The sequence below is a fragment of the Ruminococcus sp. 1001136sp1_2201st1_G3_2201SCRN_220225 genome, assembly GCF_040924365.1.
In the GTDB taxonomy this organism is placed as follows: domain Bacteria; phylum Bacillota; class Clostridia; order Lachnospirales; family Lachnospiraceae; genus Blautia_A; species Blautia_A faecis.
Genome location: NZ_JBCOME010000018.1, coordinates 15486 through 41852, shown reverse-complemented (window position 1 = coordinate 41852; position 26367 = coordinate 15486). Strand labels below are relative to the sequence as shown.

General features: G+C 40.8%; 22 protein-coding genes and 1 pseudogene. 20 read left to right on the top strand and 3 right to left on the bottom strand.

What is annotated here, in order from left to right; all coding sequences use genetic code 11:
- Positions 1–33: 33 nt before the first annotated feature.
- The 8 genes and pseudogenes from AB5642_RS07945 to AB5642_RS07910 all read left to right on the top strand — a co-directional run bounded on the left by AB5642_RS07945 (position 34) and on the right by AB5642_RS07910 (position 7189).
- Positions 34–1248 carry a type II secretion system F family protein gene (locus tag AB5642_RS07945; RefSeq protein ID WP_173716108.1) on the top strand — a complete coding sequence of 405 codons (1215 nt, stop codon included), beginning with the start codon at positions 34–36 and terminating at the stop codon, positions 1246–1248.
- Positions 1249–1357: 109 nt separating this feature from the next.
- Positions 1358–2152, top strand: a complete 795-nt coding sequence (locus AB5642_RS07940) for an A24 family peptidase (RefSeq protein ID WP_306467814.1) — start codon at positions 1358–1360, stop codon at positions 2150–2152.
- 89 nt (positions 2153–2241) lie between these two features.
- A complete protein-coding gene (pilM, locus tag AB5642_RS07935) occupies positions 2242–4122 on the top strand; it encodes a pilus assembly protein PilM (protein ID WP_173719310.1) in 1881 nt (626 codons plus the stop codon).
- Complete coding sequence (gene gspM, locus AB5642_RS07930; protein WP_173719309.1) at positions 4119–4739, top strand: type II secretion system protein GspM; 621 nt, start codon at positions 4119–4121, stop codon at positions 4737–4739. Before pilM ends, gspM begins: the two co-directional genes overlap by 4 nt.
- Positions 4740–4807: 68 nt before the next feature.
- Positions 4808–5521, top strand: a complete 714-nt coding sequence (locus AB5642_RS07925; protein ID WP_173719308.1) for a LytTR family DNA-binding domain-containing protein — start codon at positions 4808–4810, stop codon at positions 5519–5521.
- A 230-nt stretch (positions 5522–5751) separates the two neighbouring features.
- Positions 5752–6204: a hypothetical protein gene (locus AB5642_RS07920; protein ID WP_368371527.1), complete on the top strand. Its 453-nt coding sequence runs from the start codon at positions 5752–5754 to the stop codon at positions 6202–6204.
- A 58-nt stretch (positions 6205–6262) separates the two neighbouring features.
- Positions 6263–6622: a type II secretion system protein gene (locus AB5642_RS07915; RefSeq protein ID WP_173719307.1), complete on the top strand. Its 360-nt coding sequence runs from the start codon at positions 6263–6265 to the stop codon at positions 6620–6622.
- A 256-nt stretch (positions 6623–6878) separates the two neighbouring features.
- Positions 6879–7189, top strand: a pseudogene (locus AB5642_RS07910) (transposase).
- Positions 7190–7448: 259 nt separating this feature from the next.
- Here AB5642_RS07910 and AB5642_RS07905 read toward each other — a convergent pair.
- Positions 7449–7805, bottom strand: a complete 357-nt coding sequence (locus AB5642_RS07905; RefSeq protein WP_173719306.1) for a hypothetical protein — start codon at positions 7803–7805, stop codon at positions 7449–7451.
- A gap of 629 nt (positions 7806–8434) precedes the next feature.
- Between AB5642_RS07905 and AB5642_RS07900 the strand changes: the two genes are divergently transcribed.
- From AB5642_RS07900 to AB5642_RS07885, 4 genes are all read left to right on the top strand, one after another.
- On the top strand, positions 8435–9406 hold the full coding sequence (locus tag AB5642_RS07900) for a hypothetical protein (protein WP_173719305.1): 972 nt from the start codon (positions 8435–8437) through the stop codon (positions 9404–9406).
- Between the two features lie 385 nt (positions 9407–9791).
- Positions 9792–10469 (top strand): hypothetical protein, encoded by a 678-nt coding sequence (locus AB5642_RS07895; protein WP_173719304.1) that lies wholly within the window; start codon positions 9792–9794, stop codon positions 10467–10469.
- Between the two features lie 162 nt (positions 10470–10631).
- Entirely contained in the window at positions 10632–12089 is a 1458-nt protein-coding gene (locus AB5642_RS07890; RefSeq protein WP_173719303.1) for a recombinase family protein, read from the top strand.
- Positions 12090–12293: 204 nt separating this feature from the next.
- Entirely contained in the window at positions 12294–13664 is a 1371-nt protein-coding gene (locus AB5642_RS07885) for a recombinase family protein (protein ID WP_173719302.1), read from the top strand.
- Positions 13665–13856: 192 nt separating this feature from the next.
- Here the strand turns inward: AB5642_RS07885 and AB5642_RS07880 are convergent, their stop codons facing one another.
- Together AB5642_RS07880 and AB5642_RS07875 are read right to left on the bottom strand one after the other, a co-directional pair.
- Positions 13857–14450 carry a transposase gene (locus tag AB5642_RS07880; RefSeq protein WP_368371532.1) on the bottom strand — a complete coding sequence of 198 codons (594 nt, stop codon included), beginning with the start codon at positions 14448–14450 and terminating at the stop codon, positions 13857–13859.
- An 82-nt stretch (positions 14451–14532) separates the two neighbouring features.
- Positions 14533–15075 (bottom strand): hypothetical protein, encoded by a 543-nt coding sequence (locus AB5642_RS07875; RefSeq protein WP_368371526.1) that lies wholly within the window; start codon positions 15073–15075, stop codon positions 14533–14535.
- Positions 15076–15639: 564 nt separating this feature from the next.
- Between AB5642_RS07875 and AB5642_RS07870 the strand changes: the two genes are divergently transcribed.
- The 8 genes from AB5642_RS07870 (at position 15640) to AB5642_RS07835 (ending at position 26363) form a co-directional block, all read left to right on the top strand.
- Positions 15640–16557, top strand: coding sequence for a hypothetical protein (locus AB5642_RS07870; RefSeq protein WP_237926000.1), 918 nt, complete (start codon positions 15640–15642; stop codon positions 16555–16557).
- A 191-nt stretch (positions 16558–16748) separates the two neighbouring features.
- Positions 16749–18851 (top strand): hypothetical protein, encoded by a 2103-nt coding sequence (locus AB5642_RS07865; RefSeq protein ID WP_195391696.1) that lies wholly within the window; start codon positions 16749–16751, stop codon positions 18849–18851.
- 632 nt (positions 18852–19483) lie between these two features.
- Positions 19484–20197, top strand: coding sequence for a hypothetical protein (locus AB5642_RS07860; protein WP_195391695.1), 714 nt, complete (start codon positions 19484–19486; stop codon positions 20195–20197).
- Between the two features lie 299 nt (positions 20198–20496).
- Positions 20497–21474, top strand: a complete 978-nt coding sequence (locus tag AB5642_RS07855; protein WP_237926001.1) for a prepilin-type N-terminal cleavage/methylation domain-containing protein — start codon at positions 20497–20499, stop codon at positions 21472–21474.
- A gap of 732 nt (positions 21475–22206) precedes the next feature.
- On the top strand, positions 22207–23184 hold the full coding sequence (locus AB5642_RS07850; protein ID WP_173719299.1) for an Rpn family recombination-promoting nuclease/putative transposase: 978 nt from the start codon (positions 22207–22209) through the stop codon (positions 23182–23184).
- A gap of 219 nt (positions 23185–23403) precedes the next feature.
- Positions 23404–24036 carry a DUF5052 family protein gene (locus AB5642_RS07845; RefSeq protein ID WP_173719298.1) on the top strand — a complete coding sequence of 211 codons (633 nt, stop codon included), beginning with the start codon at positions 23404–23406 and terminating at the stop codon, positions 24034–24036.
- Between the two features lie 363 nt (positions 24037–24399).
- A complete protein-coding gene (locus AB5642_RS07840; RefSeq protein ID WP_173719297.1) occupies positions 24400–25413 on the top strand; it encodes an Rpn family recombination-promoting nuclease/putative transposase in 1014 nt (337 codons plus the stop codon).
- Between the two features lie 134 nt (positions 25414–25547).
- Positions 25548–26363: a glycosyltransferase family 2 protein gene (locus AB5642_RS07835; RefSeq protein ID WP_308768496.1), complete on the top strand. Its 816-nt coding sequence runs from the start codon at positions 25548–25550 to the stop codon at positions 26361–26363.
- Positions 26364–26367 lie beyond the last annotated feature (4 nt).

Here is a 26367-nt window from a genome sequence, read left to right as displayed (position 1 = left end):
GCATAAAAACTGCGCAAGAAAGGTGGACAACAATTGGCAACCTACAAATACACAGCCATCTCCAAAGACGGAGTAAAAGTCTCTGGCGTGGTAGAGGGCTTCAATGAGTTTGACGCGGTTGACCGCATCAAGCAGGACTGCGATATTGTTCTGAAGCTTACAGAGGTGGAAGAGAAGAAGCCCGGGCTTCTCAGCATGGAAATCGGCGGCAACCGCTTGAACGCCAAAGCTTTTTCCCTGATGTGCGCCCAGTTTTCCATTATCCTCCAGTCCGGAATCCCCATCGGCCGTACCGTCCGGCTGATCGGAGACAAAATGACAGACAAAAAGCTGAAAGGCATTCTGAAAAAAGTGGCAGAGGATGTTGAGGCAGGACGAAGCGTGGCAACCAGCTTCCAGGAGCGGGGCGGCAAGCTGCTTCCGGCGGTTTTCATCGAGACCATCCGCGCCGGAGAGGAATCCGGTAACCTGTCCAAGGCCTTTGAGACCATGTACCAGCATTATGACAAGCAGGTGAAAATGCGTGCAAAAGTGCGAAATGCCCTGATTTATCCGGTTTTCGTCCTTGCACTTGCAGTAGTGGTAGTAATCGTTTTGATGGTGAAGGTTGTACCTACCTTTATGGACATTTTTGCATCCTATGATGCAGAGCTGCCGCTGATCACACAGTCCCTGATCCTGATATCCAACTTTTTCCGGAAATATATTTTCCTGATCATAGTTGTGTTCGCTGCCATCGCCCTTATCTTCAAGCTTTACGCCAATACGGAAAAAGGCAGGATGAACGTGGCGAAGCTTGCACTGAAAATCCCAGTGCTTGGAAATGTGTCCCTTCTCAGTGCGGCCAGTGAGTTTGCCGCAAACCTGACCACATTGATCGGAGCAGGTCTGCAGCTTACAAGAGCAGTCAGCATTACTGCGAGAGTTATCAACAACTATTACATCAGCCAGTGTGTGGGGAAAATGACCTCCCGTCTGGAAGAGGGCCACACCCTTGGCGAGTGTATGCGGGAGGCTGGCTGTCTGCCGGATATTCTGGTGGATATGACCGCTGTTGGAGAGGAAACTGGTGAGCTGGAGAGCACTCTGCATACAGTTTCCGGCTATTACGAATCTGAACTGGATATGGCAGTACAGGACGTTCTGAAAAAACTGGAGCCCACTTTGCTGATCGGTATGGCGGTTATTGCCGGATACATTGTTCTGGCAGTTTATATTGCAATGTTCCAGATGTACAGCGTTATGTAATTCCGGGAAAAGAAGGCTGCCCTTCCTGCTGTTTGCGGAAAAAGTGCCGAAAAAAAGATGCTTATGATATAATAATAAAAAAATTTGGAAAAACAGGTAAAATTTTAAAATGTCGATATATGAAGATACCTTTTTTATGATATACTGTTGTGTATTAGCAGGTGTTTTTGGTGCGGTGCTTGGATCTTTTCTGAACTGCGCCGCGTGGCGGATCGCCCATGGAGAATCCTTTGTGAAAGGAAGAAGCCACTGTACAAGCTGCGGACATGTTCTGGGCTTTCTGGATCTGATCCCGGTTTTTTCCTGGATATTTCTGGGCGGAAAGTGCCGTTACTGTAAAACAAAAATCAGCCCAAGATACATGCTCACGGAGCTGTTTTTTGCACTGGTGAGCGTGCTTACTCTTCTTCGGTTTGATCTTTCACCGGAGTTTGTGCGAAATATGGTGCTGGCCTGCTGTCTGTTCTGTCTTTCCCTGGTGGATCTGGAGATTTTCGAGATTCCCAACGGATGCCTTCTGATCCCTGTAATTGCCTGGTTCGTGGCGATTCCTTTTACGGAAATGAGCGGAATGGACGTTTTATACCATGTGGCTTCAGGAGTGGGCTACGGAGCGGTTATGCTTGCTCTTGTCCTGCTTTTTGATAAAATTCTTGGAAAAGAGACCATGGGAGGCGGCGATCTGAAGCTTTTTGTGGTGATGGGATTGTACCTGGGAGTGGCAGCATCCCTGTTTGCCCTGTTTTTTTCCTGTATTCTCGGTCTTATTATGGGAGCTATCCAGAAACGGGGAAAAGAGAATAAAGGACCGCAGATTCCCTTCGGACCTGCCATTGCACTGGCGTTTTATGCCATGCTGCTGTATGGGGGCGGGCTGGTGAACTGGTATATGGGGCTGCTGTAAAGTACAGATGCAGAAAGCCTTTTTCAAACACGCTCTGGGAGCTGTGCGGTCCGGATTGAAACAAGAAAAGACATAGAAAGAGGATATATATGGCAAAATCATGTCTTGGAATTGATATAGGCAAGGATCAGCTGAAGCTGGTTCTGATGAAAGGTGAGAATATTGTGAAGACCGCTTCGGTGCAGATGCCGGAAGGGCTTCTCAAGGATGGCAGAATTGTTTCTGTGGAGACCACAGGAGAATTGATCCGAAAAACCATGAAAGAGAACAAGATCCGCTGTAAAGAAGCGGCTGTTGTGGTGTCTTCAGGAATCTGCTTCCTTCGTAATGTGACGATGCCGGAAATGACTGCGGAGCAGCTGGTTTACAACCTGCCTTATGAATTCCGTGATTATATTACAGATGAATTAAAGAAGTATGTTTTTGATTATTCCTGGGGTTCCGGAGAGGAAATGCCCAAAGGCAAGAAGCTGAAGAAGGCTTCCAAAAAGAAAAAGAAAGAGGAAAAGCCGGAGGAAGAGGAGAACCAGAAGCGCAATGAGATGGAGCTTCTTGCAGCTGCAGCGCCTCTGGAGGTAATGGAGGAGCTTCGCCTGATGACGCGAAAGGCAGGTCTGAAGCTGACGTTTGCAGCTCCTGAGGTGTCTGCCTGTGAGAATCTTCTTCACTATAAGCTGAGAAATGAGCAGGATAAAAATAAGGAATATGGAATCCTGGATCTGGGAAGTACATCCAGCCGTCTTTTTATTTTCAAGGGGGACAGACATCAGGTTACCCGTGTGATCGAGCGGGGAATGGAGCAGGTGGAAGAGCTGCTTGCAGATAATTTTCATATTGATATTCATCTGGCTCATACCTGGCTGCTGGCGAACCATGAGGACTGTATCCACAGTGAGGTGTGCCAGGATGCTTTTTCCCAGATCAGTGTAGAGCTGATGAGGGCTCTGAACTTCTATCAGTTCAGTAATCCGGAAAGCCGCCTGGAGGATATTTATATCTGCGGCGGTGGTGCTTCCATAGCCACCATGCGCCAGAGCCTTGAGGAAAATCTGGATGTGAAGATCCATGAGGCCGGGGAGCTTCTGGAGAGAATGAATGGAAGCGGGGATGAGGCGTCATCTCTTTGGATGCTTGCAGCTGGTACGGCTCTTGGACGTACTGCCCATGCGCCCAAGAAACAGATCAATCTGGCCCTTGCAGGACAGAAGAAAAAGCATTATTTCGTTGCCATTCCGGCTATTGGAGCAATTGTTGTAGCTGCCGGAGTTATTGGAAAAGTTGCAGTTGCAGACAGATTGGTGAAAATGAGCGAAGCGCAGAGTGCCGCGTCTGAGCTGCAGAAGCAGGTGGATGACATTACTGCTTATATTGACAGCTTTGGGGATCTGCAGGAAACATATGCCCACTATACTTACCAGGGGCTGAATGCAGATGAGTTAAGTTATCTGAACCGCCCGGAGGTTTTGCAGCTGATGAAGAATGTAATCTTCCCGAAGGTGACGGTAAGCAGCTGGAGTGTAAGCGGGAATCAGCTGACCCTTCCGGTGACCGGAGAGAACCTGTCAGACATTAACAGCCTGGTGCAGGAGCTGGAGCAGGTTCCAATCGTGGATTACTGTAATGTGATGACTGCCGTTACAGATTCCAGTTCCACAGATGAAAATGGAAATCCTGTTTCATCGGATACAGTTACAGGACAGATTATTGTTTATCTGCTGGATCCGCTGTATGTGGAGAGCGGAGATGGAAGTGAGGAATATGGTGTCGCTGCGGACGGTGATGGAAACATGACCGGAGCGGTAGATGGGGCTGCAGTTGATGAGGGAAATGAGACCGGAGCGGTGGACGGAACTGTAGTTGATGGTGGAAATGAAGCCGAAACCGTGGATGGTGCTGCGACCGGTGATGGAAACGAGACTGAAGCAAATGATGGATTTGAGGCAGGCACAGAGGGAGGAGCACAGGAATGAAGATCATGAGCCGTGATTTTACTACAAGAGAAAAAATTATGCTTCTGGTGCTTACCCTGATCCTTCTGGCGGCCGGATATTATGCAGTGATTGACCAGCCGATCAGAACGGCGATCAACGAAGCGAAAAGCCAGCAGGACGAGCTGAATACAGAGCTTATGCTTCTTCAGACCAAGGCCGCTTCTTTGTCCCGCATGCAGAGCGAGCTGGATTCCATCGAACAGAGCGGAAGCCTTGGAAAAATGGGAAGCTACAATAATTCCAAGGCAGAACTGGATGAGCTGAACCAGCTTCTTCAGGATGCCAATACATACGATATCAGCTTCAGCGATGTGACAAGGGACGGCGACCTGATCCGCAGATCATTCAGCCTGACTTTTTCAGCGGCTGATTATGACAAGGCCGCAGATCTTGTAAACCGTCTCTGCACAGGCGAGTGGAGATGCATTGTAAGTGATCTCCGCTATGTTGCCGCCGGAGACAATCTGAATACAGGAAGTGTGAATGTAGGTGTGACTGCTACCTTCTATGAGACCATGCAGGGTGGAAAAGCAGACAGCGGGCTTCCTGCCGATACTTCTGCGGCAGCCGGTGCGGCTTCTGACAACGGTTATTGATGAGCTGTCAGAGCGGGAAATGCTGTAGGTACTTTTAGTTTATTGTGGAAAATGGGGGATAACCAGTTATGCTGCGGGCAGCAATTGTGGAAAAGTCAAAAGAACACAGAGAATATATCCGTGCCAGCCTTACCGGTATAAATATGGATATTCAGGTGAGCGAATATGCAGATGAATATGACTATCTGGACGATCTTAATGAGGATGCGTCTTCTTTTGATATTCTGCTGCTGAATACTACGATTCACAGAGAAGGAGACGGACTGGAGCTGGCGGCGAAGGTACGTGCCCGGAGCCGTAAGGTGATGATCTGTTTTATCACAGATTCCCAGAGATACTATGCGGAAGCTTTTTCTGTATTTGCTACTGGGTATCTTCTTTATCCTTTTGATGTAAGTGAACTGCATAACTGCATTACTTTTTTCTGGCAGAAGCCGACCATGGAGCGCCGTGCCTCCCTTATGCTGAAGGAGGCGGGCGGAAGCTTTCGCCGTGTGTACTGCAGAAATATTCTGTATGTGGAGAGCGCCAACCGCAAGGTGATCCTGCATCTGGAGAATGGCGAAACCATAGAGAGCTACGCCAAGCTGGACGAGCTGGAACAGCAGCTTCCAGGCAGATTATTTTTCCGGTGCCATCAGAGTTATATTATCAGCCTTTATTTTGTGGAGAAAATGGATACCGGCAAGTTCATAGTCCAGTCTGCCGAAATTCCTGTTTCCCGGAAATATCAGCGCGCGGCACGGGAAATGTATTATGATTATATGTTTGAAAAAATGTGAAAGCGAAGTCGGATCTGGCAGCTTGAGAAAGGGAACGGGAAATGTCCTTTCTCAGGCTGCTTTTGGATATATCTATAAGCTGGTACTGTCAAAAATGACAGAAATTGTGTCAAAAACTACATCCAATAGCCATTTTCGACAAAAATGTTGCTATTATTGACATTATGTACACAAATTAAAAAAATTTTGTTATAATACAAACATTCTAAGAGAAAGGAGCGGAACGGAAAGTGGCAGTGCAAAAGTTAGATGCCATCGATGGAATGAATCAGAGACAGAACAGACATTTTTTTACATCCTATCCTGAGATGAATGAAGTGTTAAACAGATTTGCAGCAGAAGCAGACGCGGATGAGATCTGGATATCTGCCGAGGTTCAGGAGCTTAAGGAAAATCGATCAGGTAATCAGCTTTCCCAGATTGTAGGCATGGCACTTGATACAGCGAAGCGAAATTGTATCGAGACCACACCCCCACGGGGACGCTACATAAGAATCCGTTGCCGGGACATGCAGGAGCAGACATTGATTAAGATTCAATATTCCTGCGAGGACCGTATGCTTCGGGAATTCGACAAGGCTATCGTTAAGATGCGAGATCTTATCGAATCGGTTGGTGGTTATCTGAAGCTTCAGCTTGACGGTGACACAGGAAGCATCAAAATCGCCATTCCGGATAACTGAGAAGTCCCGGACGCTTCAGAATCTTAAAAATGAAAAATATTAAATAGGAGGCTTTAAAATGTTTAAAAAAGCAAAAGAAAACAAAAAAGGTTTTACATTGGCTGAGCTGCTTATTGTTGTAGCTATCATTGCCGTGCTGGTTGCGATTAGTATTCCGATTTTTACTAGTCAGTTGGAGAAATCTAAAGAAGCCGTTGATGCTGCAAATTTAAGAGCAGCTTATGCAGAAGTAATGTCCGATTATGTAACTGGAAAAACAGATACACAAAAAACGGTTGTTCAGAAACAGACTAAAGCAGGTTGGAGTACAACCTTTGATTTTCCTACTGGATTTACTGTAAGCGATCCAAAAGATAATAGTGGTACATGGACTGTAAAAATGAAAAGCGACGGAACTAGTGCTGAAGCAATTAATTAATTTATTCAAAACAACTGAGGATATCCAAATTAAATAAGATTATTTTGAACTTTTTTTAATAATGATATAAAAGATATGCCATTACTGATTAATGGGGCTGTGAAATAAGTACCTGAAAGAAATAGGACCATTTGCTCATGCGAAAGGTCCTATTTTTGAACTATAACCCACCTGCTTTGCGGGTGGTGAACATTGTTATACGCAAAAATCACCTTTCTGTACTATAATAGAGGTGTCCAGCCACTATTTACGTTTTATGGCAAAGAAAACGAATGATTTATCACACACAAAATGGATGTGTAAATATCACATTGTCTTCACTCCAAAGTATAGCGTATCTTGTTTTATGGGATATTTAAAAGGAAAGTCAACACTTATGCTATTTGATAGACACGCAAATTTAAAGTACAAATTTGGAAACAGACATTTTGAGAGTGAAGGATTCTATGTTAGTACAGTAGGAGTAAATGACGTCACAGTACGCAAGTATATCCAAGAGCAGGAAAATATAATATTATGCAGGATAAACTTAGCGTAAAAGAATATGAGAACCCTTTTAAGGGTTAAGGCAAAGTAGTACAAATGCCCTTTTAAAGGCGATGACGAGTCAAGAGCAACGTGGCTGGAGCAAATCGAAAGCCAGCGCCTTGAGACGCTGGCCTAGCATTAAAGGCTTATAGCCGTCCTACGAGCCACCCGTTTCACGGGTGGGGGCAACTATAATATGTAATTTTTATTTATTGAAAAGAGATAAGAATAACTTTTTAGGCGTTGATAATTAATATTACTATTTTCAAGCTCTATCAATATTTTTTATTGCTTATCTTTATTCGCTGTCCGTTGAATCTTTGATTTCAGTTCCAGTAGTTGGTTTGTCTTTAACTAATGTAAATTTACCATTTGCATCGCAATTCACATACATATTTTTTTGAAGAGCTACACTTGATAAGTCAACACCAGCAACATCTTTAGCGTTAATAGTCCATTTTGTTAAATCTGTTTGAACTAATGCTACTGATTTATATGCAGGCTTATTACTTGTTAAAACTTCTGTTTGACACTCAGCATATGCAGCACGAATGTTGGCTAAATCAACAGCCTCTCTAGATTTCTCCAACTGACTAGAAAAAATCGGAATACTAATCGCAACCAGCACGGCCCCATTATCTAATTCTTTTCGCAATTGAACCAATTTCTAAAGCTTTTAATCTAATTCGTTTCCAGTAGAAATGCCTTACTGAATCCACAATTTACTCATTATTCTATCATCACCAGCCAACAAGAAATTACTAATAAAATGAAATGTGCTGCTAGAGTGAATTGAATTTTTTTATCATTTCAATCTACCTGAGCAGGATACTTTGACATATTTCTTTTATCCTTTTTGTGGCATTTCCATATATGAAATCACTCAGTTGCGCAGAAACTTTTCGGAACTCCAAATAATCCTATGGTGTCTGTATTTTATTGATCAGTATGACAAGTGATTATTGGCGAAATCAAACCTGTCTTTCAGATGAAAATCAGCAGTCCATTTCTTGGAATCTTCGTAATACACAATAGGAATAATCGGGAAATAACAAAATCAATAAAAGAATTTTATGTTTATTTAATATATTTACTCTTTTAAAAATCCTTTGAATGTGCTAAGATAAACACAAAGCATATTTCTTCTAATTATCAGGGTGCATCCTGCGCCATCTATTATCATCTAAGTACATTTCAGAAATCTATGCTTTTAATTCCAGATTAAGTAAGAGCAGGAGATGTCTGAAACGTAGTTTCGAGTCTCCTGGGAAGGGAGAATTGAATATGGTGAGACAGAATGCGGTAAATACAAAAGAGCAGACTTTACAGCAGGCAGATGAGATGACAGTGACTGTCAACACGAAATATAAGGACACAGTTTTTCGCATGCTTTTTTCTGACAAGAAGAATCTGTTATCCTTGTATAATGCCTTAAACGGAAAGGATTACCGTGACCCGGATCTGTTGGAAATTGTAACATTGGATAATGCGATTTATATGGGAGTGAAGAATGACCTGGCATTTATCCTGGACTGTAACATGTTTTTGTGGGAACATCAGTCCACCTATAATCCGAACATTCCGTTGAGAGACCTCATTTATATTGCAAAGGAATACCAGAAATATGTGAAGCAGAAAAAGATTTCTTTGTATTCCACCAGACAGCAGAAGCTGCCAGCACCCAGGTTTATCGTATTCTATAATGGTAAATCTGAGGTAGGAGAAAAGTTCGAGCACCGGTTGTCAGATGCATATGAGAACTTCAGCGGTGAACCGGAATTGGAATTGAAGGTTACTGTCCTTAACATAAATGAAGGTCACAATCAGAAACTGATGGAACAGTGTCAGATTTTGAAGGAATATGCATGTTTTGTAGCAAGAGTGAGGAAACACCAGAAGACGTTGCCTGTGGAAGCAGCCGTAGAGCAGGCAGTGAAGGAATGTATTCAGGAAGGAATTCTTAGGGAATTTCTGCTGAAAAACCGAGCGGAGGTTATTGAAATGAGCATATTTGAGTATAACCAGAAAGAGGAAGAAGAGCTCATACGAAGGGAAGAGAAGGAAATTGGGAAAGAAATCGGGAAAGAAATCGGAATTCGGATTGGAGAGGAAAGGGAACGAAAGAATACGGAAAGAGAGCGTAAAAATGCGGAAAGAGAGCGTAGACGAGCAGATTCTGAAAAAATACGGGCAGATTCGGCTGAAAAGGAAAATCTGCGGTTAAGGGAACTTTTGCGGAAAAATGGAATTATGTAAACTCTGAATTCTGGAATTGGTCTACCGCTAATATTTAAAATATCCTGCTGCAGTGAATTGAAGTTTTTAACCATTTCAGTCCATCTGTGTAGGATGTTTTTGGATTTTCTGGTAATATCTTTGGTTCTGAACTGCTCTGCAATAAAGGTCTTTCCGTAATAGACACTTTGGGGGAATTTGGCTATAATGAAATTCGTAGATTCTGAAAGGCGCAACATTACAGAAAAGAAGATTTAACCAATGGCGTGAGTATAAAAATTGCAGTTCAAGTGTTTAAAGTCCAAAACAACGGAAATGGGCTTGCCGTAAAAATGTCTTTGGAAGAAGCCAGAGAATTGGAAAAATTGATTTCTATTGAAAGTATATCATAAAGTCTAAATATCAATTGGTAAAAGGAGAGAATCAGCATAAAAAAGAATTCAAGAAACTTGCAGTCTTAGTCGCCATATTGGCTATGGTATTGTCGGCAATTCCGGTTTCGGCAAAAGCTCAGGCAAATCCAAGAATTACTCTTTACAAACAGGTTCGTTTGGAAAACATGAGCGTAACCCTGGGCTGGTTCCAGCCATCCGCGGACAATGTGAAATTTTCTCAGTCCAAAAAGATTGGTACTGTGAAAGCTATGTCAAAAGACGCATATGGTTACAGCGTTTATAAATTTACTCCAAAGAAGGCTGGAAAAACCGTAGTGACTGTTAAATATAAAAGTGACGGCGTCTATGTAACCGAAAAAAATCCTTTTACTGTACTTAAATATACGAACCCGGTTGCCACGATTAAGCTTGGAAATACTGAGATTGCCGGAAGTAAATTTAATAAAATAGATAAAATTAATCTTAGCTATTCCAAATTTTCCAAACAGAACAATGCACTAACCGTAACTCCGAAAAGTGGATGGACTTATGCTGGTGCAACTGTGATAAATAAAAAAGGAACATCACTTTCCAGCGGAGACGTAAACCGCATTAAGGCAAAGGGCGGAAAAGGAAACTATATTTTGAAGCTTCGCTTTACGAATGATAAAAATGGGGGAATAGTTTATACAGAGATTGTGTTTAAATAACTAAGGCTTCGCAGGATATACTGATGATAGAAATTAACGAGAAAAGTCGGTGAGTAAGTTCGGGCTTGGATGAAAGTTGGATCGGAGAGAAATCTCCGGTCCTTTTTTAACAAATTTTATGGCTTGAGATAATTATAAAAACATATACAAGGAGGCTGCGCAATGAATAAAATTTTGGATTTTTCTCCGCCTGTGGAAATTGAGATCCCTGGCCCTCTATGGCTGTCGTTTCCAGAATTTTCCCCACAGGAAAAAACAAATTTATTCGCTGTTCTGGAGGCCAAACATTCACTTCTTAGCAAAGCAATCCCAGGTTTTTCAATTGAAAAAGACGGTATCCTGATTCTGAGATCAGTGTTTTCGGAAGAAGAACAATCTGCTTATTATTTATTTTCGGAAAAACTGTACCAGATGATCGGCAACCGCAAATGGGTAGTACCAAAAAGAAAAAAGCCAGAGCTGGCATATAGTGAAAAATATCTTTTTCGGATATGGTTGAATCAGTTGGGGATGAGAGGAAGAGCGTTTGCAGTTACACGGAAACTGCTTCTGGAAAACTTAGAGGGCTGCAGTGCTTACTCCAGCGAAGAAAAAATGAATTCATACAATAGCAGGAAGAAAGAAAAGCACCTATATGAAAGAATGGGGCAAAATAAGCGGCACTCTAACAATTGGAAAAACAAAAGAGGGAACTGTAGCTGGGATGACAGCTGGAAAAGTCAATATACCGGAAATAAGGATGTGAGAAAGAAAATCTGCCAGACTGCCAAGGAAAATACAACGGGAATTCCAACTGCGGTGTACTGTCGTGTGTCAACTGCTCACTCACATCAGCAGGATTCTCTTGAAAATCAGATTCTCCATTATCAGAAATTTATAGAAGAACATCCAGAATATGTGCTGACGGAAATTTATTACGACCAGGGGATTTCAGGCTATAAAGAGAAAAGACCTGGTTTTTTGAAAATGCTCCAGGATGCCGGAAATGGCTGTTTCCGACTGCTCATTACGAAATCTATAAGCCGGTTCGCACGCAATACAGAGACAGTATTGAAAACCACCCGTTATCTGACTGATCTGGGGATTGATGTTTATTTTGAATTGCAGAAAATTCACACACTTACCCAGAACGGAGAGCTTCTTCTTACCCTTTATGCAGCCTTTGGACAGGCGGAAAGTGAAAATGCCAGGTGGCTGACTCAGAATGCAGTGCATAGAAAATATGAGAAAGGCAAACCGTCCACGCAGCTTCACCGCTGTCTGGGTTATGAAAAAGATGTGGATGGAAATTTAATTCCGGATAAAAATGCTGCTCTTGTAAGAATGATTTTTCGGATGGCAGGGGAGGGTTGGAGGATTGGGGAAATCACTAGATATCTGAACGAAAATGAGATTTTTACGCAGAACAAAAGGAGGTTTACACCTTCTGCAGTAAGCAGAATTCTTCACAATCCGGCTTATAAAGGGGATTATGTATGCCAAAGATATTATGTGAACGACCAGCGTAAGCTTGTAAAAAATAAAGGTGAGAGAAAGGCGTACTATATCCGGCAAAATCATGAACCACTTGTGACTGTGGAACTGTGGGAGAAGGCACAGAAGGAATTGAATCGTATCTAATACAGCGAATATTAAGTAACTGCTATATTGACTTGTCTGATTTTTTATCTGTATCGTTGCAGGTAGTAGTAGCTATCACTACACCTCCCTCGATCAGACAGAATCTCCCATAAATTGTGACGCGCATCTTGCAGAAAGCCTTTCTTAAATACGCTCTAGCAGCGAAAAATATATTAAAAGAACAGATAGAAGAGGAGCAAATAAATGGAAAAGAAGCTTACAGTTATTCCCCCAAGTCAGGTAAATACCGCTGGAAAACAAACAGAAAAGCCCAAATGCCGGGTGGCGGCATATTGTCGGGTATCTACAGAGCAGGAAGAGCAGCTGGGTTCTTTTGCCAATCAGGTAGCATATTATACAGAATATATCAATTCAAAAACAGATTATGAACTTGCCGGAATCTTTTCCGATGAAGGAATTTCCGGAACCGGAATCCGCAGGAGGGCTGGCTTTCGCAGTATGATCGAAGCCTGTGAGGCTGGAAAGGTGGATCTTGTCATAACCAAATCCATTAGCCGCTTTGCCAGAAATACGCGTGATTGTCTGCACTATACCAGACATTTGAAAAGTCTAGGGATCCCTGTGATTTTTGAAAAAGAAGGAATCAACACCATGGAAGCAGCAGGAGAGCTCCTTTTTACCATACTTTCCAGTCTGGCGCAGGAGGAATCAAGGAACATTTCCGAGAATACCAGATGGGGTATTCAATCCCGGTTTCAGCAGGGAATTCCGCATATTAACACCAATTGCTTTATGGGATACGACAAAGACGAAAACGGACATCTGATCGTAAATGAAAAACAGGCAGAGATAGTGCGCCGAATATTCAGGGAGTTTCTGGAAGGATGGCAGCCATCTGAAATTGCCAGAAAACTAAATCGGGAAGGTGTTTCCGGAATCCACGGACTGCCTCGTTGGTCGTCAGTTTCTATTCTCCGCATGCTTCAAAATGAAAAATACAAGGGTGATTTGTTAATGCAAAAATATTACGTGAAGGATTTTCTCACGAAGCAGTTGGAAAAAAATAATGGCAGATTTCCACAGTATTACATAGAAAATAATCATCCTGCGATTATAGACAGGCAGGACTGGGAGGCGGTCCGGCTGGAACTGGAAAGAATCGAAGAATTCAAAAAACATCATCAGATCAGAGAACTGGGAAGCAGTACCTCTGAACCTCTTTATGGAAAAATGTTTTGTGGGAGCTGCGGTGGTAGGTTAATGAAAAAAGGTGGACAAAGCAAATGGAGATGTATAAATACAAGCAAGGAAAAAGAAAAAATCTGCAGCTTGCAGCCTGTGGAGGAGACCAAAATAGAAGCTTATCTTGTCTGTGCCTGGGATAGACTGGTATCGCAGCGGGAAAATCTTCTGGCAGACTGGGATGCAGAAATTCGTCAGGGAAATCCATTGGAAAGTCTGCGTGCCAGTCAGATGAAGGAACTGACACAAAACAGTCCTGACTGGGAAAAAGCATCTGTGAAGAAAAGAATGCTGATTCGGGAAGTGATTATAGACGGAAATGGCAGGTGCGAAATTACGTTTATGGATGGGATTTGTTTGAAAAGTATTTGATAAAAATGTTTTGCTGAGCTTCGGATGAACAGAGATTATGGGGAAGCGAGTTTTGCGAAAATCACAGGTCTTTTTATGAGGATTATTTTGTCTAAAATGCTGATAGAATTATAACTTGACTTTTGCAGTTAAATGGATATAAAACACCCGTCAAACCTAATAAATACAAGGCTTGGCGGGGTTTCTGCTTTGTCAGATTTTCATGGTGTTTTTTCTACTTTTGGTCTTTGCTAAAACTTTTTTAATTTCCCCCAGAGTACGGATACGTTTTCCAAAATCAATATCTGTAACTCTTCCGATATCTTTTAGAACTTCATCGTAATAATCAAATAGATAGTAGTTTTGCTGGATTAAACTGCATTCAGCTTTTGACAGAGATTCCAAAATGGTTCCGATGCTGTATTTTCTCTCCAGTTTATTTTCCAGTATTCTTGCGATTGTCAAAGCTACAAAACAGGTAATGAAATGTGTTTCGATATGTTCTTTTGTCCAGACATACACGGGTCTGGCTTCCAGTTCACTTTTGGTTACTTTAAAAGATTCTTCAATTCTCCATAAACCCCGGTACATATCGATAATCTCGTCGTCAGATGTCTCCATTTCGCTGGTTAAGAGCATGTAGTAACCATCCAGTGCTTTCTCCTCCCGGATTTTTTCTTCATCAATGTCCAGCACAGAAGAGGCAGTAAGGATTTCTCCGGTTTCTTTGTCATAGTCAACTTTTTTGACGTATTTTGCAGCACCGTAAGATGTGGCTCTTGTATAATTCCCTGGATTTTTTGCCAGGTCTCAGGCTTTTGCCAGCGTAGCTTCACGCTCTGCTTTTGCTCGTTTGGCATATTTTTCACTCCAGAAGACAAGCTGTTTCTCATCTACCTGCTTTTTTATCTTTTTGCCGGAAACAGAGGAGACCTGGATTGTTCTTGGAGACTTGCGGGATTTCCGCTTGTATTCTGTACCAAGTATCCCTGCCATAATTCTCTTTGATGCGGTCATTCAGCCAAACCTGCAAGTTTTCTTTGTGTTTGTGCAGAAAAGACAGACAGAGGTAAACATCATCTAAAGAGTAGTCCGTTTTCTCAAAGAAATGTTCTCTGTCATCATAGGAAGATTTCTTTGAAGCAGGGAAAAGAAGCCTGGAATAAACCAGCATCTTCATGATGGTATTGGCATCATACTGTTCTTTCGAGTGGCGCTGCCGGTTCGTTAGGAAAGTATGGAGGCCGAGCTCGTGATAGATCTGGCTCAGGGCGGCATAGCCGAAGTTTTTTCTCAGATCGTCACCTATACAAAGTCGGTCAGAATCATAAAAAGTAAAGCGGATGGGAGCCTGCCTGGCTGCTTTTTCAGCTTTTAGATGCTCGACTCTTTTTTGAAAGTAAGCAATAGGGTCATCGTACTCTTTTTCCAAAACATCAAGGTAACCCAATGATTCAATTGTTTTGGAGCGAGACATTTTTTTCTGTTTATCATAAAAAGAGTCAACAATCGCAAGATAAATACGTCCTGTACTGGTTTTTGTTTTCCTTAAATGCATAATAGGCACCTCCACTATGACTATTATAACATATACAACAATATATATATCTAGTAAAATATGACTAAAAACAGAAATAAAAAAAGCCTGAAAGCCAGGGAATAAAAGGATTTCAGGAGATAAGCGAACGTATGCTACTGCAAAACTGTGGGGTGATAAGGGGTGTGAGATTTTGTTTATGAATGGCGTAAGGTTGGTGACGGATTAATTCAGCAAGTTCGTGAACAGTACTTGTAAATTAAGAACTATGATGTTATTATGATAAAAAGCATATTTCTCATATAGTTCAAGGCATATCTGCCATCTGATTTATCTAATCACACATCAGAAATCCATGCTTTTTACCCCATTAACGAAGAAGAGCAGGAGTTCTGAATGAAAGGTATGTATGCCTAGCTTGTCTTTTCTGACTCCTGCAAGGAAAAGGAGGACCAGCTTATGGTAAACAGAAACTACAAGGATACGATATTCCGGATGCTATTTTCAGATCGAAAGAATCTGCTGTCGCTTTATAATGCGATTAATGGAACATCTTATATGAATCCGGAAGAACTGGAGATTGTTACACTTGAGAATGCAATTTATATGGGAATGAAAAATGATCTGTCATTTATTATTGACACCAATCTTTTCCTGTATGAGCATCAGTCAACATATACACCGAATATGCCCTTACGGGATCTTTTTTACATATCCGCTGAATACCAGAAGCTGGTGAATAAGAAGTCTTTATATTCATCAGCATTGCAGAAAATACCGGCACCGAACTTTATTGTATTTTATAATGGTACAGAGCGGAAAGAAGACAAATGGGAGAACCGTTTGTCAGAAGCATATGAGAATATATCCAGTGAACCGAAACTTGAACTTAAAGTAGTAACTTTGAATATCAATGAAGGCAGTAATAGGGAATTGATGGAACAGTGCCAGATACTAAGGGAATATGCAATATATGTAGCGCGGGTTCGTAAATATGCAAAATATATGCAACTGGAAACAGCTGTAAAAAAAGCTGTAGATGAATGTATTCAGGAGGAAATTCTGGAAGAATTTCTTCGGAAAAATAGAGCGGAGGTTATCGCAGTGAGTATATTTGAATATGACAAAGAAGAGGAAGAACGTAAACTGAGAAAAGCTGAGTTTGAGGCTGGTGAGCAAAGCGGAATACAAAAAGGAATACAAAAAGGAATACAAGAGGGAATACAGGAAGGAAAGGAATTGAAAACAAAAGAAATTGTCAATTCACTACTTCAGGATGGAATGGGCATTGAAAAGATTGCAGAACTGCTGAAAATTAGCAGAGAACATGTTTTGGAATTAGCAGGAATGAAAATGTCAAAATATGATGGCTTATAAGCCAATACGAAAAGGAATATCCAACGCAATTTTGGGCTTTTAACTATAAATTGCATTGGATATTCTTAATGTTTTCTTTGCACCCCATTCTACTTGTTAATTCCCCCATCAAGTGCTAAAATCAAAACAAATGAAGTTCTGCAATGGGCTAATAAATCTATCAATCTATCTCAGGAAGGAGCAAAAAATCTATGAAAAAGAATCACCACCTTCATCGGCTGGTTCGTCTTTGCCTCATCATTTCCCTGCTTCTGCTGTGCAGTACAAGCCAGGTATTTGCTGCAGCAAAGGTAAATGTGAAAAACACCAAAATCAAATTATCAGCCACCAAACTCACCTACAATCAAAAAGTCCAGCGCCCGAAGGTAAGCGTCACCTATAAGGGCAAAGTCCTGAAAGAGAAGAAAAACTATGTTCTGAAATATTCCAAGGGCTGCAAAAAGGTAGGCACCTATACGGTTCAGATTATTGGAAAAGGTGCTTATGCCGGCAAAGTGAAAAAGCAGTTTACCATTTTGCCTCCAAAGACCCAGGTAATGGGTGGTTATGTTGGAAAAAAGACTGTCAGTGTGATAATAAAAAGGCAAACCGCTCAGACCAGCGGTTACCAGCTGCGCTATGCCACAAATTCCAAATTAAAAAATGCGAAAACCATAACAGTCAAAGGAAACAAAAACAACACCGTTTCCCTCAATGGACTGAAAGCCGGAACTACATATTATATGCAGGCCCGTACCTACATGGCCATTAAAGGAAAGAAATATTATTCCAAATGGTCTTCAACAGAACATTGCAAAACAAGCGGAAAGTTAAAAGAAAATACTTCAAATACAACGCCTACCCCTAAGCCGGTTCCGAAATTAACGCTCGAAGAGGGAAAAGCAAATATAACCCTGGAAAGCGGAAGATATTATGAGATTGAAACGTCAAATGGAATCAAAGACATTAATATTTCTGATCCGGCTGTTGTATATTCCACAGATGAAGCTGAAGGCGGAAACAGCCACTTATTTGCGACGCTTGAGCCTGGGAAATGCGTGATTACCATCACGGATATTTATGGACAAAAAATTACTTCCACGGTTTCAGTTACCCAGAAGCTATACAATCCGCATACCGAGACTTCTTATGTAGTGACATCTGAAACCGTTGACAGCACCCTTCCTGTTCCAGCCATCAAGTCAATAGATTATGGTGACGGATGGGTGGATTTGAACTGTCCGGGAACTTTTTCCCAGTCAGATCCCTATGTTGGTTACGAAGGTTATCTTTCTTACAATGATAAGTTTGCATACAGTGTTCAGGATATGCGAACAATCGGTGAAGATGACGGGATAGGAAGTGTGAGTTTCTATTATTTAGACTCAGGCCGCAGTTACTATACAAAAGTACGTTCTTACACCATCCGCAATAATGTAAAAGTCGTTGGACCGTGGAGTGAAATCCGTAAAGTGGATTTGCCAATATATGATACGAAAGGCACAACACCTGCTAAATATACCTATGAAATTTATGGTTTGGACAAGCAGAAAGCAGATATTTACACACAGTGTATCAAACCTCTTTTTATAAAAACAGACAATCCGGATCTGAATTCTTTTAGATTGATCTGTGATGGAGAAAGCCCTTTGATAAATGTATATTCGGGTGGAACAACGCACATATATGATGATATTCCTTATGAAAACGGCGATTCCGAGACAACTTCCCTGAAAAAAGTAAAAGGCGGTTATATCGGATATGTATATTTTGAAAAAGCAGGAACTTACAATATCGAATTCCGAGAATACTCCATGTCTGGTTATACGGTTGCAAAAACAGTGGCTTTAAATGTTATGGATTATGACCAGGCTGAGAAAGCATGGATGACTGACATTATCAATAAAGTTACAACTTCCGGTATGACTCCATTTGAAAAAATGGACGCTGTAAGTGATTATCTCACAGAGCCAGGTCGCTTCAAATATGTAACGGTACATGGAAATTATCTGGTATCTCTGGCAGCAGAGCCTAATACTCCATTTTTTGTATCTTATCGTTGGGATTCCTGCACATCACCGGCAGCCCTTTGTGATTTTGCAAAGTTAATCGGTGGTTTTGATGATATTCACAATTGTTATGGCGATTATCAGAGAGGCACTGAGGAATGGTCTCGCTGGCATTATGTGGCTAAACTTACGATAGGAAGCGAAACACGAAATTACGCCGTATGCCCGATGAGCCCAACAGGTGAAGTCGGCGAAACACAGATGATCAACCTGACAGACCTTAGTAATATGAGGAAATTTGGGTGATTTCAATTTAAATAATCCTTTTTACCGGGCAGGCCAGAAGGCATTTCTGGCCTGCTTTTCTGCACAATTCTTACGAAAATCATATACATAATCCTCAATTTTTCTGATTGACATTGCCCTTCATTAAGTCGTATACTTAATTTACTTTTACAAAAGAAAAATCTAAATCTGACCATTCGGTCAGGTAATTCCATTTCGTTATGAATATTTTGCGTGGGTATGAAATAGTTGTTGTAAAGTTATATTTTTGTATACTAATACTTGAAAAATACAAAATATATGTATATACTAATGATAGTACAAAATGTTCGTTCTTGTATTGTACACATGACTTTACATAACTTTTTCATACAAAGAAAGGAGTGTGCATGCGGGAAAAGAACGCCACATCAATTGAGTACTTTAAGGATCCACGGCGGATAGTGGATCTTCTGAATGGAATTGTTTTTCATGGCAGGTAGGTTATTACAGAAGATAATCTGTTGGAGAAAAATCCAGTGCTGCATAATGTCTATCGGGAAAAGAATAAAGTTGTCGCTATAGAAAATACACCAGATCTGTCTGTTGCAGTGACGTGGAAGAGTCTGAAATTTCAGTTTATGATTCAGATACAAACACTGGAGCATTATGCAATGCCGGTCAGACTTTTGCACGAGAAAGGAATTGACTATTATAATCAGTGGAAAAAACTGCAAAAGGATCATAAGAACTGTAATGATTTAAAAGATAATGCCGAGCGGCTTTCGGGAATGAAAAAGACCGATCATTTTTACCCTGTGCTTCAAATTGTAATCTATTTTGGACAAGAGCACTGGCGTGCAGCCTTCAAAATGGATGATCTGACCGGAGCAAATGATTTTCCAGAAGAACTGCAGAAATTATTTTTCGAGACACCAATGCTGCTTTTTGAAGTGTATTATTTCAAAAATATACACTGGTTCCAGACCGATTTACAACAGGTTTGTGGATTTTTGCAAAGAACGAATGACAAAACGGCTTTACGGGAGTATGTAAAGGCAAATGAAGAGGTTTTCTCCAAACTAGAAGAAGACACATTTGACCTACTTACTGTAATGTCGGGAATTAGGACCATGAAACTTATAAAGAGAGATGTTGAAACGGTGGGAGGTGAATTTGATATGTGCAAGGCGTTTGATGATATGATGAGAGACAGCAAACAGGAAGGTATTCGTGAGGGCAGACGTGAAGGTGAACGTAAGACAGAAGAACGAATGAACGAATTAATTCAAAAGTTAGTCTCTGCTGGGCGTATTAATGATTTATTGCAGGCAAGTAATAATAAAAAGTATCGAAAAAAACTGATGGCGGAGTTGGGAATTGCATAAGGGTAAAATTGGGTGGCAGCCTTTGATAGCTGCCACTCTGTTTAATTCCAGAATAATTATGATTGTTTAGGTAAACATAGTCTGTGTAGATGTTGAAAATTTTGAATATAACCCAAAAGAGGAAGGACTTCTGCGCAGAGAGGAGACGCGGCGAAATCTATTTGCAGTTGCGCAACATTTACGAAAATGAGGTATTATTTTAGCCAAAATGCAGATAGACTTCGGTAGGTCTATGTGCTATCCTTAAAAAGCAAAAGTATGCTTTTTAGCAGCAAATACATAAGAAAAAAGGGATGTTTATGAAGAGAAAAATAAAATCTGTCAAGGGATTTACGTTGGCAGAACTTTTAATCGTAGTGGCGATAATTGCTGTGTTGGTAGCAATCGGAATCCCCATTTTCACAAGTCAGCTTGAAAAAAGCCGCGAAGCCGTAGACCTCTCCGATGTAAGATCTGCATATGCGGAAGTGATGATGGCGGCGATTACGGGGGATACAACGGCGATTTATACAAAAGATGCGAATCAGATGATATATAAAAAAGAAGCTAACGTATATTCCATTACAGTAAAACCTTTAAAACAGAAACAGGATGGCTGGCAGACTGCACTGCCAATTACAATTGGAGGAGTCAGCTCTACTGATAATGTACATTGGGTTGGTACTCCCGGAGCAAATGGAGAGTGTGTGATTAAATACATTCCACCGACAGGCGCAGTAGATGAAGCTGTTAAGTTTGAATGGAAGGGTGGGACTGATGTGGATAATGGCAGTAATAATCCAAGCGAAAATCCAGGAACAAATCCGTCAAATCCAGGAAACAGTACTAATAGTGATTATAATGATACAAATTCTATAAAAGATTTAAATTGGGGTGCTATTCAATATCCAGAAGAATGCCCAACAGGGCAATCACCATTTAGGATTACTTTTGGTAAGGTGTACAAATTCAAAGGAGCATTGTATGTTGCAAAAACTAATAATGGGTATACTAATAATTATGACTATTGCACTCCATATACACGAGACTCTTGGTTTGTTTCTCCTAATAAAACGACATACACTTCCGCTGATCTAATTGACAAATGGGGAATTGGACAAAAAAATATATTAGATAATCTACAGGATGGGGATCTTTATAAAGAGGGGAATACTTATTATGTTTTTGCAGGAGGTGGTACATTTCAAAATCCACCCAATCCTTCGAATATAAAAACTCCTTCTAATGATGGAGCTTGGATAAAAATTGATCTAAGCAAGAGTGATGATTATCAATAGCGGATTGATTGGAACAAAGTTATGTTAATTCAAAGCATAGTTAATTAGAACCTGGCACTGATAATCATAATGAATTCTAAAAGTTATAAGTGATTTTAATTATGTAAAGTTGCACACAGTTGTTAAAAATGAAGGTGTGTGTCTCATCTGAGCGAGCCACGCACCTCCCATACCAACCTATCTCTGATCTTTTTTCAATAACATCTTCAACCGCTCAGTTTTTATCTGCATGCGTTGCTTTTTCAGTTTAATTTTGTTAGTTCTCTGTTTTTCGCGATTATAGTTTTTTTACGAAGTGAATCTTTTAGCTGTATGTCCTTTCAGATAATCGGAGTAGGATGACGACTACTTTTCCAATCATCTCTGACTTATCAGCCATTTTGAATAATTCCTTTCGTATATTAAATACACTTGCAGTATATCATATATAGAAAGAAAAGAACAAACTTCCAAACATTTTATGATTGACAATACCCTCCAACAAGTCGTATACTAAACTCACTTTCACTACAGAAAATCTCACAGAAGAATCTGTGTCCGGTCATTCGACCAGTTGATTCATTTTTATTGCATTGTGTTAGAAACTGATAGCTGTGTAAAATGGTAAATGAAAAATATACTGATACTTGAAAAACACAATAAAAATGTGTATTATAATAATATAGAATAGCATCTGAAAAGTATAATTTTCATATCCTGCATACTGCTATCATATTCAGAAAGGGAGTGTGCATGAAGGAGGAAAACGCCACATCAATTGAATACTTTCGAGACTTCAGGCGGGTTGCGGATCTGATCAATGGAGTTATATTTCATGGGAAATCGGTTGTCAGAGAATGTGACCTGCAGGAACAGAATCCAGTACTGCACAATATTTTCAAAAAGGATAACAAAGTATCAGCAGTAGAGAATACACTGGATTTATCCGTGATGGTGACAGTGAATAAAGCAAGGTTCCTGCTTATGCTCCAGGGGCAGACAATTGAGCATTATGTAATGCCGGTACGGGCATCACATGAGAGAGGAACTGACTATTATAATCAGTGGAAAAAATTACAGAAGATGCATAATGAAGCCAGAGATCTGATGAAGGGAGAAGAGTATCTTTCCGGAGCTAAGAAGCGGGACAGATTTTATCCGGTGATTCATATTGTGGTATATTTTGGAAAGAAACGTTGGAAAGCAGCGAGAAAAATGGATGACTTATTTCTTACAGAAATATTTCCAGAGGAATTGAAGAAGCTGTTTACAGAAAAACCACTTTTGATTTTTGAGATGTGCCATTTTCCGAATGAAGAATGGTTTCAAACAGATTTGCGCCAGGTCTGTGGCTTTTTAAAAAGAACCAATGACAGAATGAAATTAAGAGCATATATAGAAGAAAATCAGGAGGTTTTTTCAAATTTACCAGAAGATGCTTATGACCTTCTGACTGTAATGGCCGGAATCAGGAATTTGAGGCTGCTCAAACAGGAAGTACAAACCAAAGGAGGTGGATTTGACATGTGTAAAGCTATTAAAGAAATGCTGCGAGTTAGCAGACAGGAAGGAGAACAGGAAGGAAGACAGGAAGGACGATTGGAAGGTCAAGACGAAATGGCGACCTTGAGCGAGAAACTTATTTTGGCAGACCGTATCAGCGAGCTGTTAAAAGCAAGCACCGATCGGGAGTATCGAAATAAGTTACTGGTGGAGTTTGGTTTGGCGTAAGAATGGCGCTAAATCATGTGAATACATGATTTCTGTGCATCGCGAAGTGGTTACTGGTTAAGGGACAAACAGATAACTTGAATTAAAATAATTTAAAACGTGGGACAGTGATTCATCTTGTGTTCTGTGATTTGTCATGCTACTATAAATCTGTAAGTATCTTTTGATTCAAGTTATAGCAGAAGCATATCAAACATAAAATACATGGAGAGAAGAAAAATGCAAAAGAAAAAGAAGAGAATATTCGTAGCCCTTTTGACCGCAATTCTGGTAGTTGCGCTCACTGGCTGCAGTAAACTGGGGTCCATTATTAATGAAATTCATGGCTCATTGATCGGAAACAATTATACCGTATATACCTATGATAATTATGGGAATCAGACCTTGAAAACCTCTGGAAAGAAAATCAGCATTACCGGAAATAAAATCGAAACCGTCAGCTATGACAGCGATGGAAGAGCAGTAACCGGCTATGATCTGTCTTCAGTAATCACCATTACCATTGATGGAAAAGAAATCGAAAGCTGCGGAGATACCTGTGTATTTGTGCAGAATGGGCTGGAACCGGAGGTGGATTTTTCATTAGACGAGGTCAACAGTAGCGGTGGGAACGGAATCACGGATAATGCAGCTCTGGCGAGGGTTTTGAACCGGTACAAAAATGATTTCGGCAAATCCAGGGTTGTGGTCATCAAATCCCAGCTTGGACAGCCTATCGCCGCATTTTCCGGGGATAATGTCTATTGGGAAATTCCGGACGATCTGCCGAAAATGACCAAGCTTATGGTCGATGGGAAGGCATTGTACATACACCGGGCGAACTACCAGATTATTGATAAAGACCTTCTTTAAAGCGTAGCAGGAGTGGCTTGTACCACTCCTGATTTAAAAACAAAATCATATGTTTTATAAAAACAAAATAAAAACAAAATCATATGTTTTATGATTGACAATATATTTTCAAGTCGTATACTATATTCACTTTCACTACAGAAAATCTCACAGGAAAATCTGTGTCCGGTCATTCGATCAGATAATTTCATAGTTGTTTTACAGTATATAAAGGACAGGAAATAACAGATGCGTAAAAATAAATAAAAAATATACTAATACTTGAAAAACACAATTAAATTATGTATTATTATAATATAAAGTGTATTAAAAAAGTATATGCTGCGTTCTGCACACTGTTATTTCACTCAGAAGGGAGTGTGCATGAAGGAAGAAAACGCCACATCAATCGAATACTTTCGAGATTTCAGGCGAGTTGCAGACCTGATTAACGGAGTTATATTTCATGGAAAGCAAATTGTCAGAGAATGTGATCTGCAGGAGCAGAATCCGGTGCTGCATGATGTCACCAAAAAGAACGATAAAGTATCAGCAATAGAGAATACACCGGATTTGTCTGTAATGGTGACTGTTGGTAAAGGGAAGTTTCTGCTTATGATTCAGGGGCAGACAATTGAGCATTATGTAATGCCAGTGCGAGTCCTGCATGAAAAAGGAACTGATTACTATAATCAATGGAAGAGACTCCAGAAGATACATAAAGAAGCTGGAGACTTGAAGAACGGAGAAGAATATCTTTCTGGAGCCAGGAAAAGGGATAAATTTTACCCAGTCATTCATATTGTAATATATTTTGGGAGGAAACGCTGGAAAGCAGCGAGAAAAATGGATGATTTATTTCGTACAGAAATATTTCCCGAAGAATTAAAGCGGTTGTTTGTGGAAAAATCATTGGTAATTTTTGAAATGCGCCATTTCAAAAATGAGGAATGGTTTCAAACAGACCTGCGTCAGGTTTGCGGTTTCTTAAAAAGAACCAATGATCGAACGAAATTAAAATTATATATAGAAGAAAACCAGAAGGTTTTTTCAAATTTACCAGAAGATGCCTATGATTTTCTTGCTGTAATGGCTGGAATCCGAAACTTGCAACTGATTAAACAGAAAATACAAACCGAAGGAGGCGGATTTGACATGTGTAAAGCGATTAAAGAAATGTTGAGGGATAGTAGACAAGAAGGTCGGCAAGAAGGTCGGCAAGAAGGTCGGCAAGAAGGTTGGCAAGAAGGAAGACAAGAAGGAAGACAGGAAGGTCAGGATGAAATGGCGACCTTAATCGAGAAGCTTATTCTATCCAATCGCATCAGCGAATTATTAAAAGTCACCACGGATAAAGAATATCGAAATAAACTGCTGATAGAATATGGAATTGCCTGATTGCTGTAATGCCTGTAACAACAGTATTTTCCATATTTACAATCTTTTTTCCTTTCTGGACGAAGAAAAGGTTCTGGGCTATAATAGAAACAATGAAAACGCTTCAGAAGCAGAAATAATAAGGAGTGCATAACGTGGAAAGACAGAAAAGGGTGGGAACTATACAGGATAGTGGATTTCATAATACAAATACGAAAGGGGAAGCAGGGCGAACCCCGCAAATATCTGTGATCATGCCCGTATATAATGGTGAGAAATACATCGCCCGGGCAGTGCAGTCTGTTTATGCGCAGGATGTACCACTGGAGCTGATTATCATTGATGACGGCTCTGTTGATGGAACCCGGGAAGTTCTCATTCCATGGGAAAACAGACCGGATTTTGTTTATATAAAAAATGAGCGAAATCTCGGTGCTGCCGGTTCCCGTAACCGTGGTGTGTCTGTTGCGAAAGGCAGATATGTGGCATTTCTGGATGCGGATGACTGGTGGGAAGAGGGAAAACTGGCGGCACAGCTTGCCGCTCTTGAAATGACCGGCGATGTAATCTGCTCTACAGGACGTGATCTCATGAATCCGGACGGAACCTTCACAGGCAAGTATATCCCGGTTAAATCCAGGCTGGACTATCATGAGCTTCTGAAACACAACAGCATTAACTGTTCTTCCGTCCTGATTCTCCATGAGGTGGCACTGGAATTTCCCATGGAGCATGATGATAGCCATGAGGATTATATCACCTGGCTGAAGGTGGTGCGAAAATACGGACATGCCACAGGAATTAATAGGCCCTATCTGAAATATCGTCTGTCCCAGGGCGGAAAGTCAAGAAACAAAGCCAAATCTGCCATCATGACCTATCAGGTGTACCGTTACGTTGGCTATGGACCGCTGAGAAGTGCCTGTTTCTTTTTGTCCTATGCACTTCACGGAATCTGGAAATATCGTTAAAGTA

Bases quoted from the DNA above. Each gene is read 5' to 3' on its own strand.
- gspM (WP_173719309.1), top strand. From the start codon at position 4,119: ATGAAGATCATGAGCCGTGATTTTACTACAAGAGAAAAAATTATGCTT.
- AB5642_RS07870 (WP_237926000.1), top strand. From the start codon at position 15,640: ATGGTAAACAGAAACTACAAGGATACGATATTCCGGATGCTATTTTCA.
- AB5642_RS07940 (WP_306467814.1), top strand. From the start codon at position 1,358: ATGTCGATATATGAAGATACCTTTTTTATGATATACTGTTGTGTATTA.
- AB5642_RS07860 (WP_195391695.1), top strand. From the start codon at position 19,484: ATGCCGGTCAGACTTTTGCACGAGAAAGGAATTGACTATTATAATCAG.
- AB5642_RS07850 (WP_173719299.1), top strand. From the start codon at position 22,207: ATGAAGGAGGAAAACGCCACATCAATTGAATACTTTCGAGACTTCAGG.
- pilM (WP_173719310.1), top strand. From the start codon at position 2,242: ATGGCAAAATCATGTCTTGGAATTGATATAGGCAAGGATCAGCTGAAG.
- AB5642_RS07885 (WP_173719302.1), top strand. From the start codon at position 12,294: ATGGAAAAGAAGCTTACAGTTATTCCCCCAAGTCAGGTAAATACCGCT.
- AB5642_RS07855 (WP_237926001.1), top strand. From the start codon at position 20,497: ATGAAGAGAAAAATAAAATCTGTCAAGGGATTTACGTTGGCAGAACTT.
- AB5642_RS07915 (WP_173719307.1), top strand. From the start codon at position 6,263: ATGTTTAAAAAAGCAAAAGAAAACAAAAAAGGTTTTACATTGGCTGAG.
- AB5642_RS07900 (WP_173719305.1), top strand. From the start codon at position 8,435: ATGGTGAGACAGAATGCGGTAAATACAAAAGAGCAGACTTTACAGCAG.
- AB5642_RS07865 (WP_195391696.1), top strand. From the start codon at position 16,749: ATGAAAAAGAATCACCACCTTCATCGGCTGGTTCGTCTTTGCCTCATC.
- AB5642_RS07845 (WP_173719298.1), top strand. From the start codon at position 23,404: ATGCAAAAGAAAAAGAAGAGAATATTCGTAGCCCTTTTGACCGCAATT.
- AB5642_RS07890 (WP_173719303.1), top strand. From the start codon at position 10,632: ATGAATAAAATTTTGGATTTTTCTCCGCCTGTGGAAATTGAGATCCCT.
- AB5642_RS07840 (WP_173719297.1), top strand. From the start codon at position 24,400: ATGAAGGAAGAAAACGCCACATCAATCGAATACTTTCGAGATTTCAGG.
- AB5642_RS07925 (WP_173719308.1), top strand. From the start codon at position 4,808: ATGCTGCGGGCAGCAATTGTGGAAAAGTCAAAAGAACACAGAGAATAT.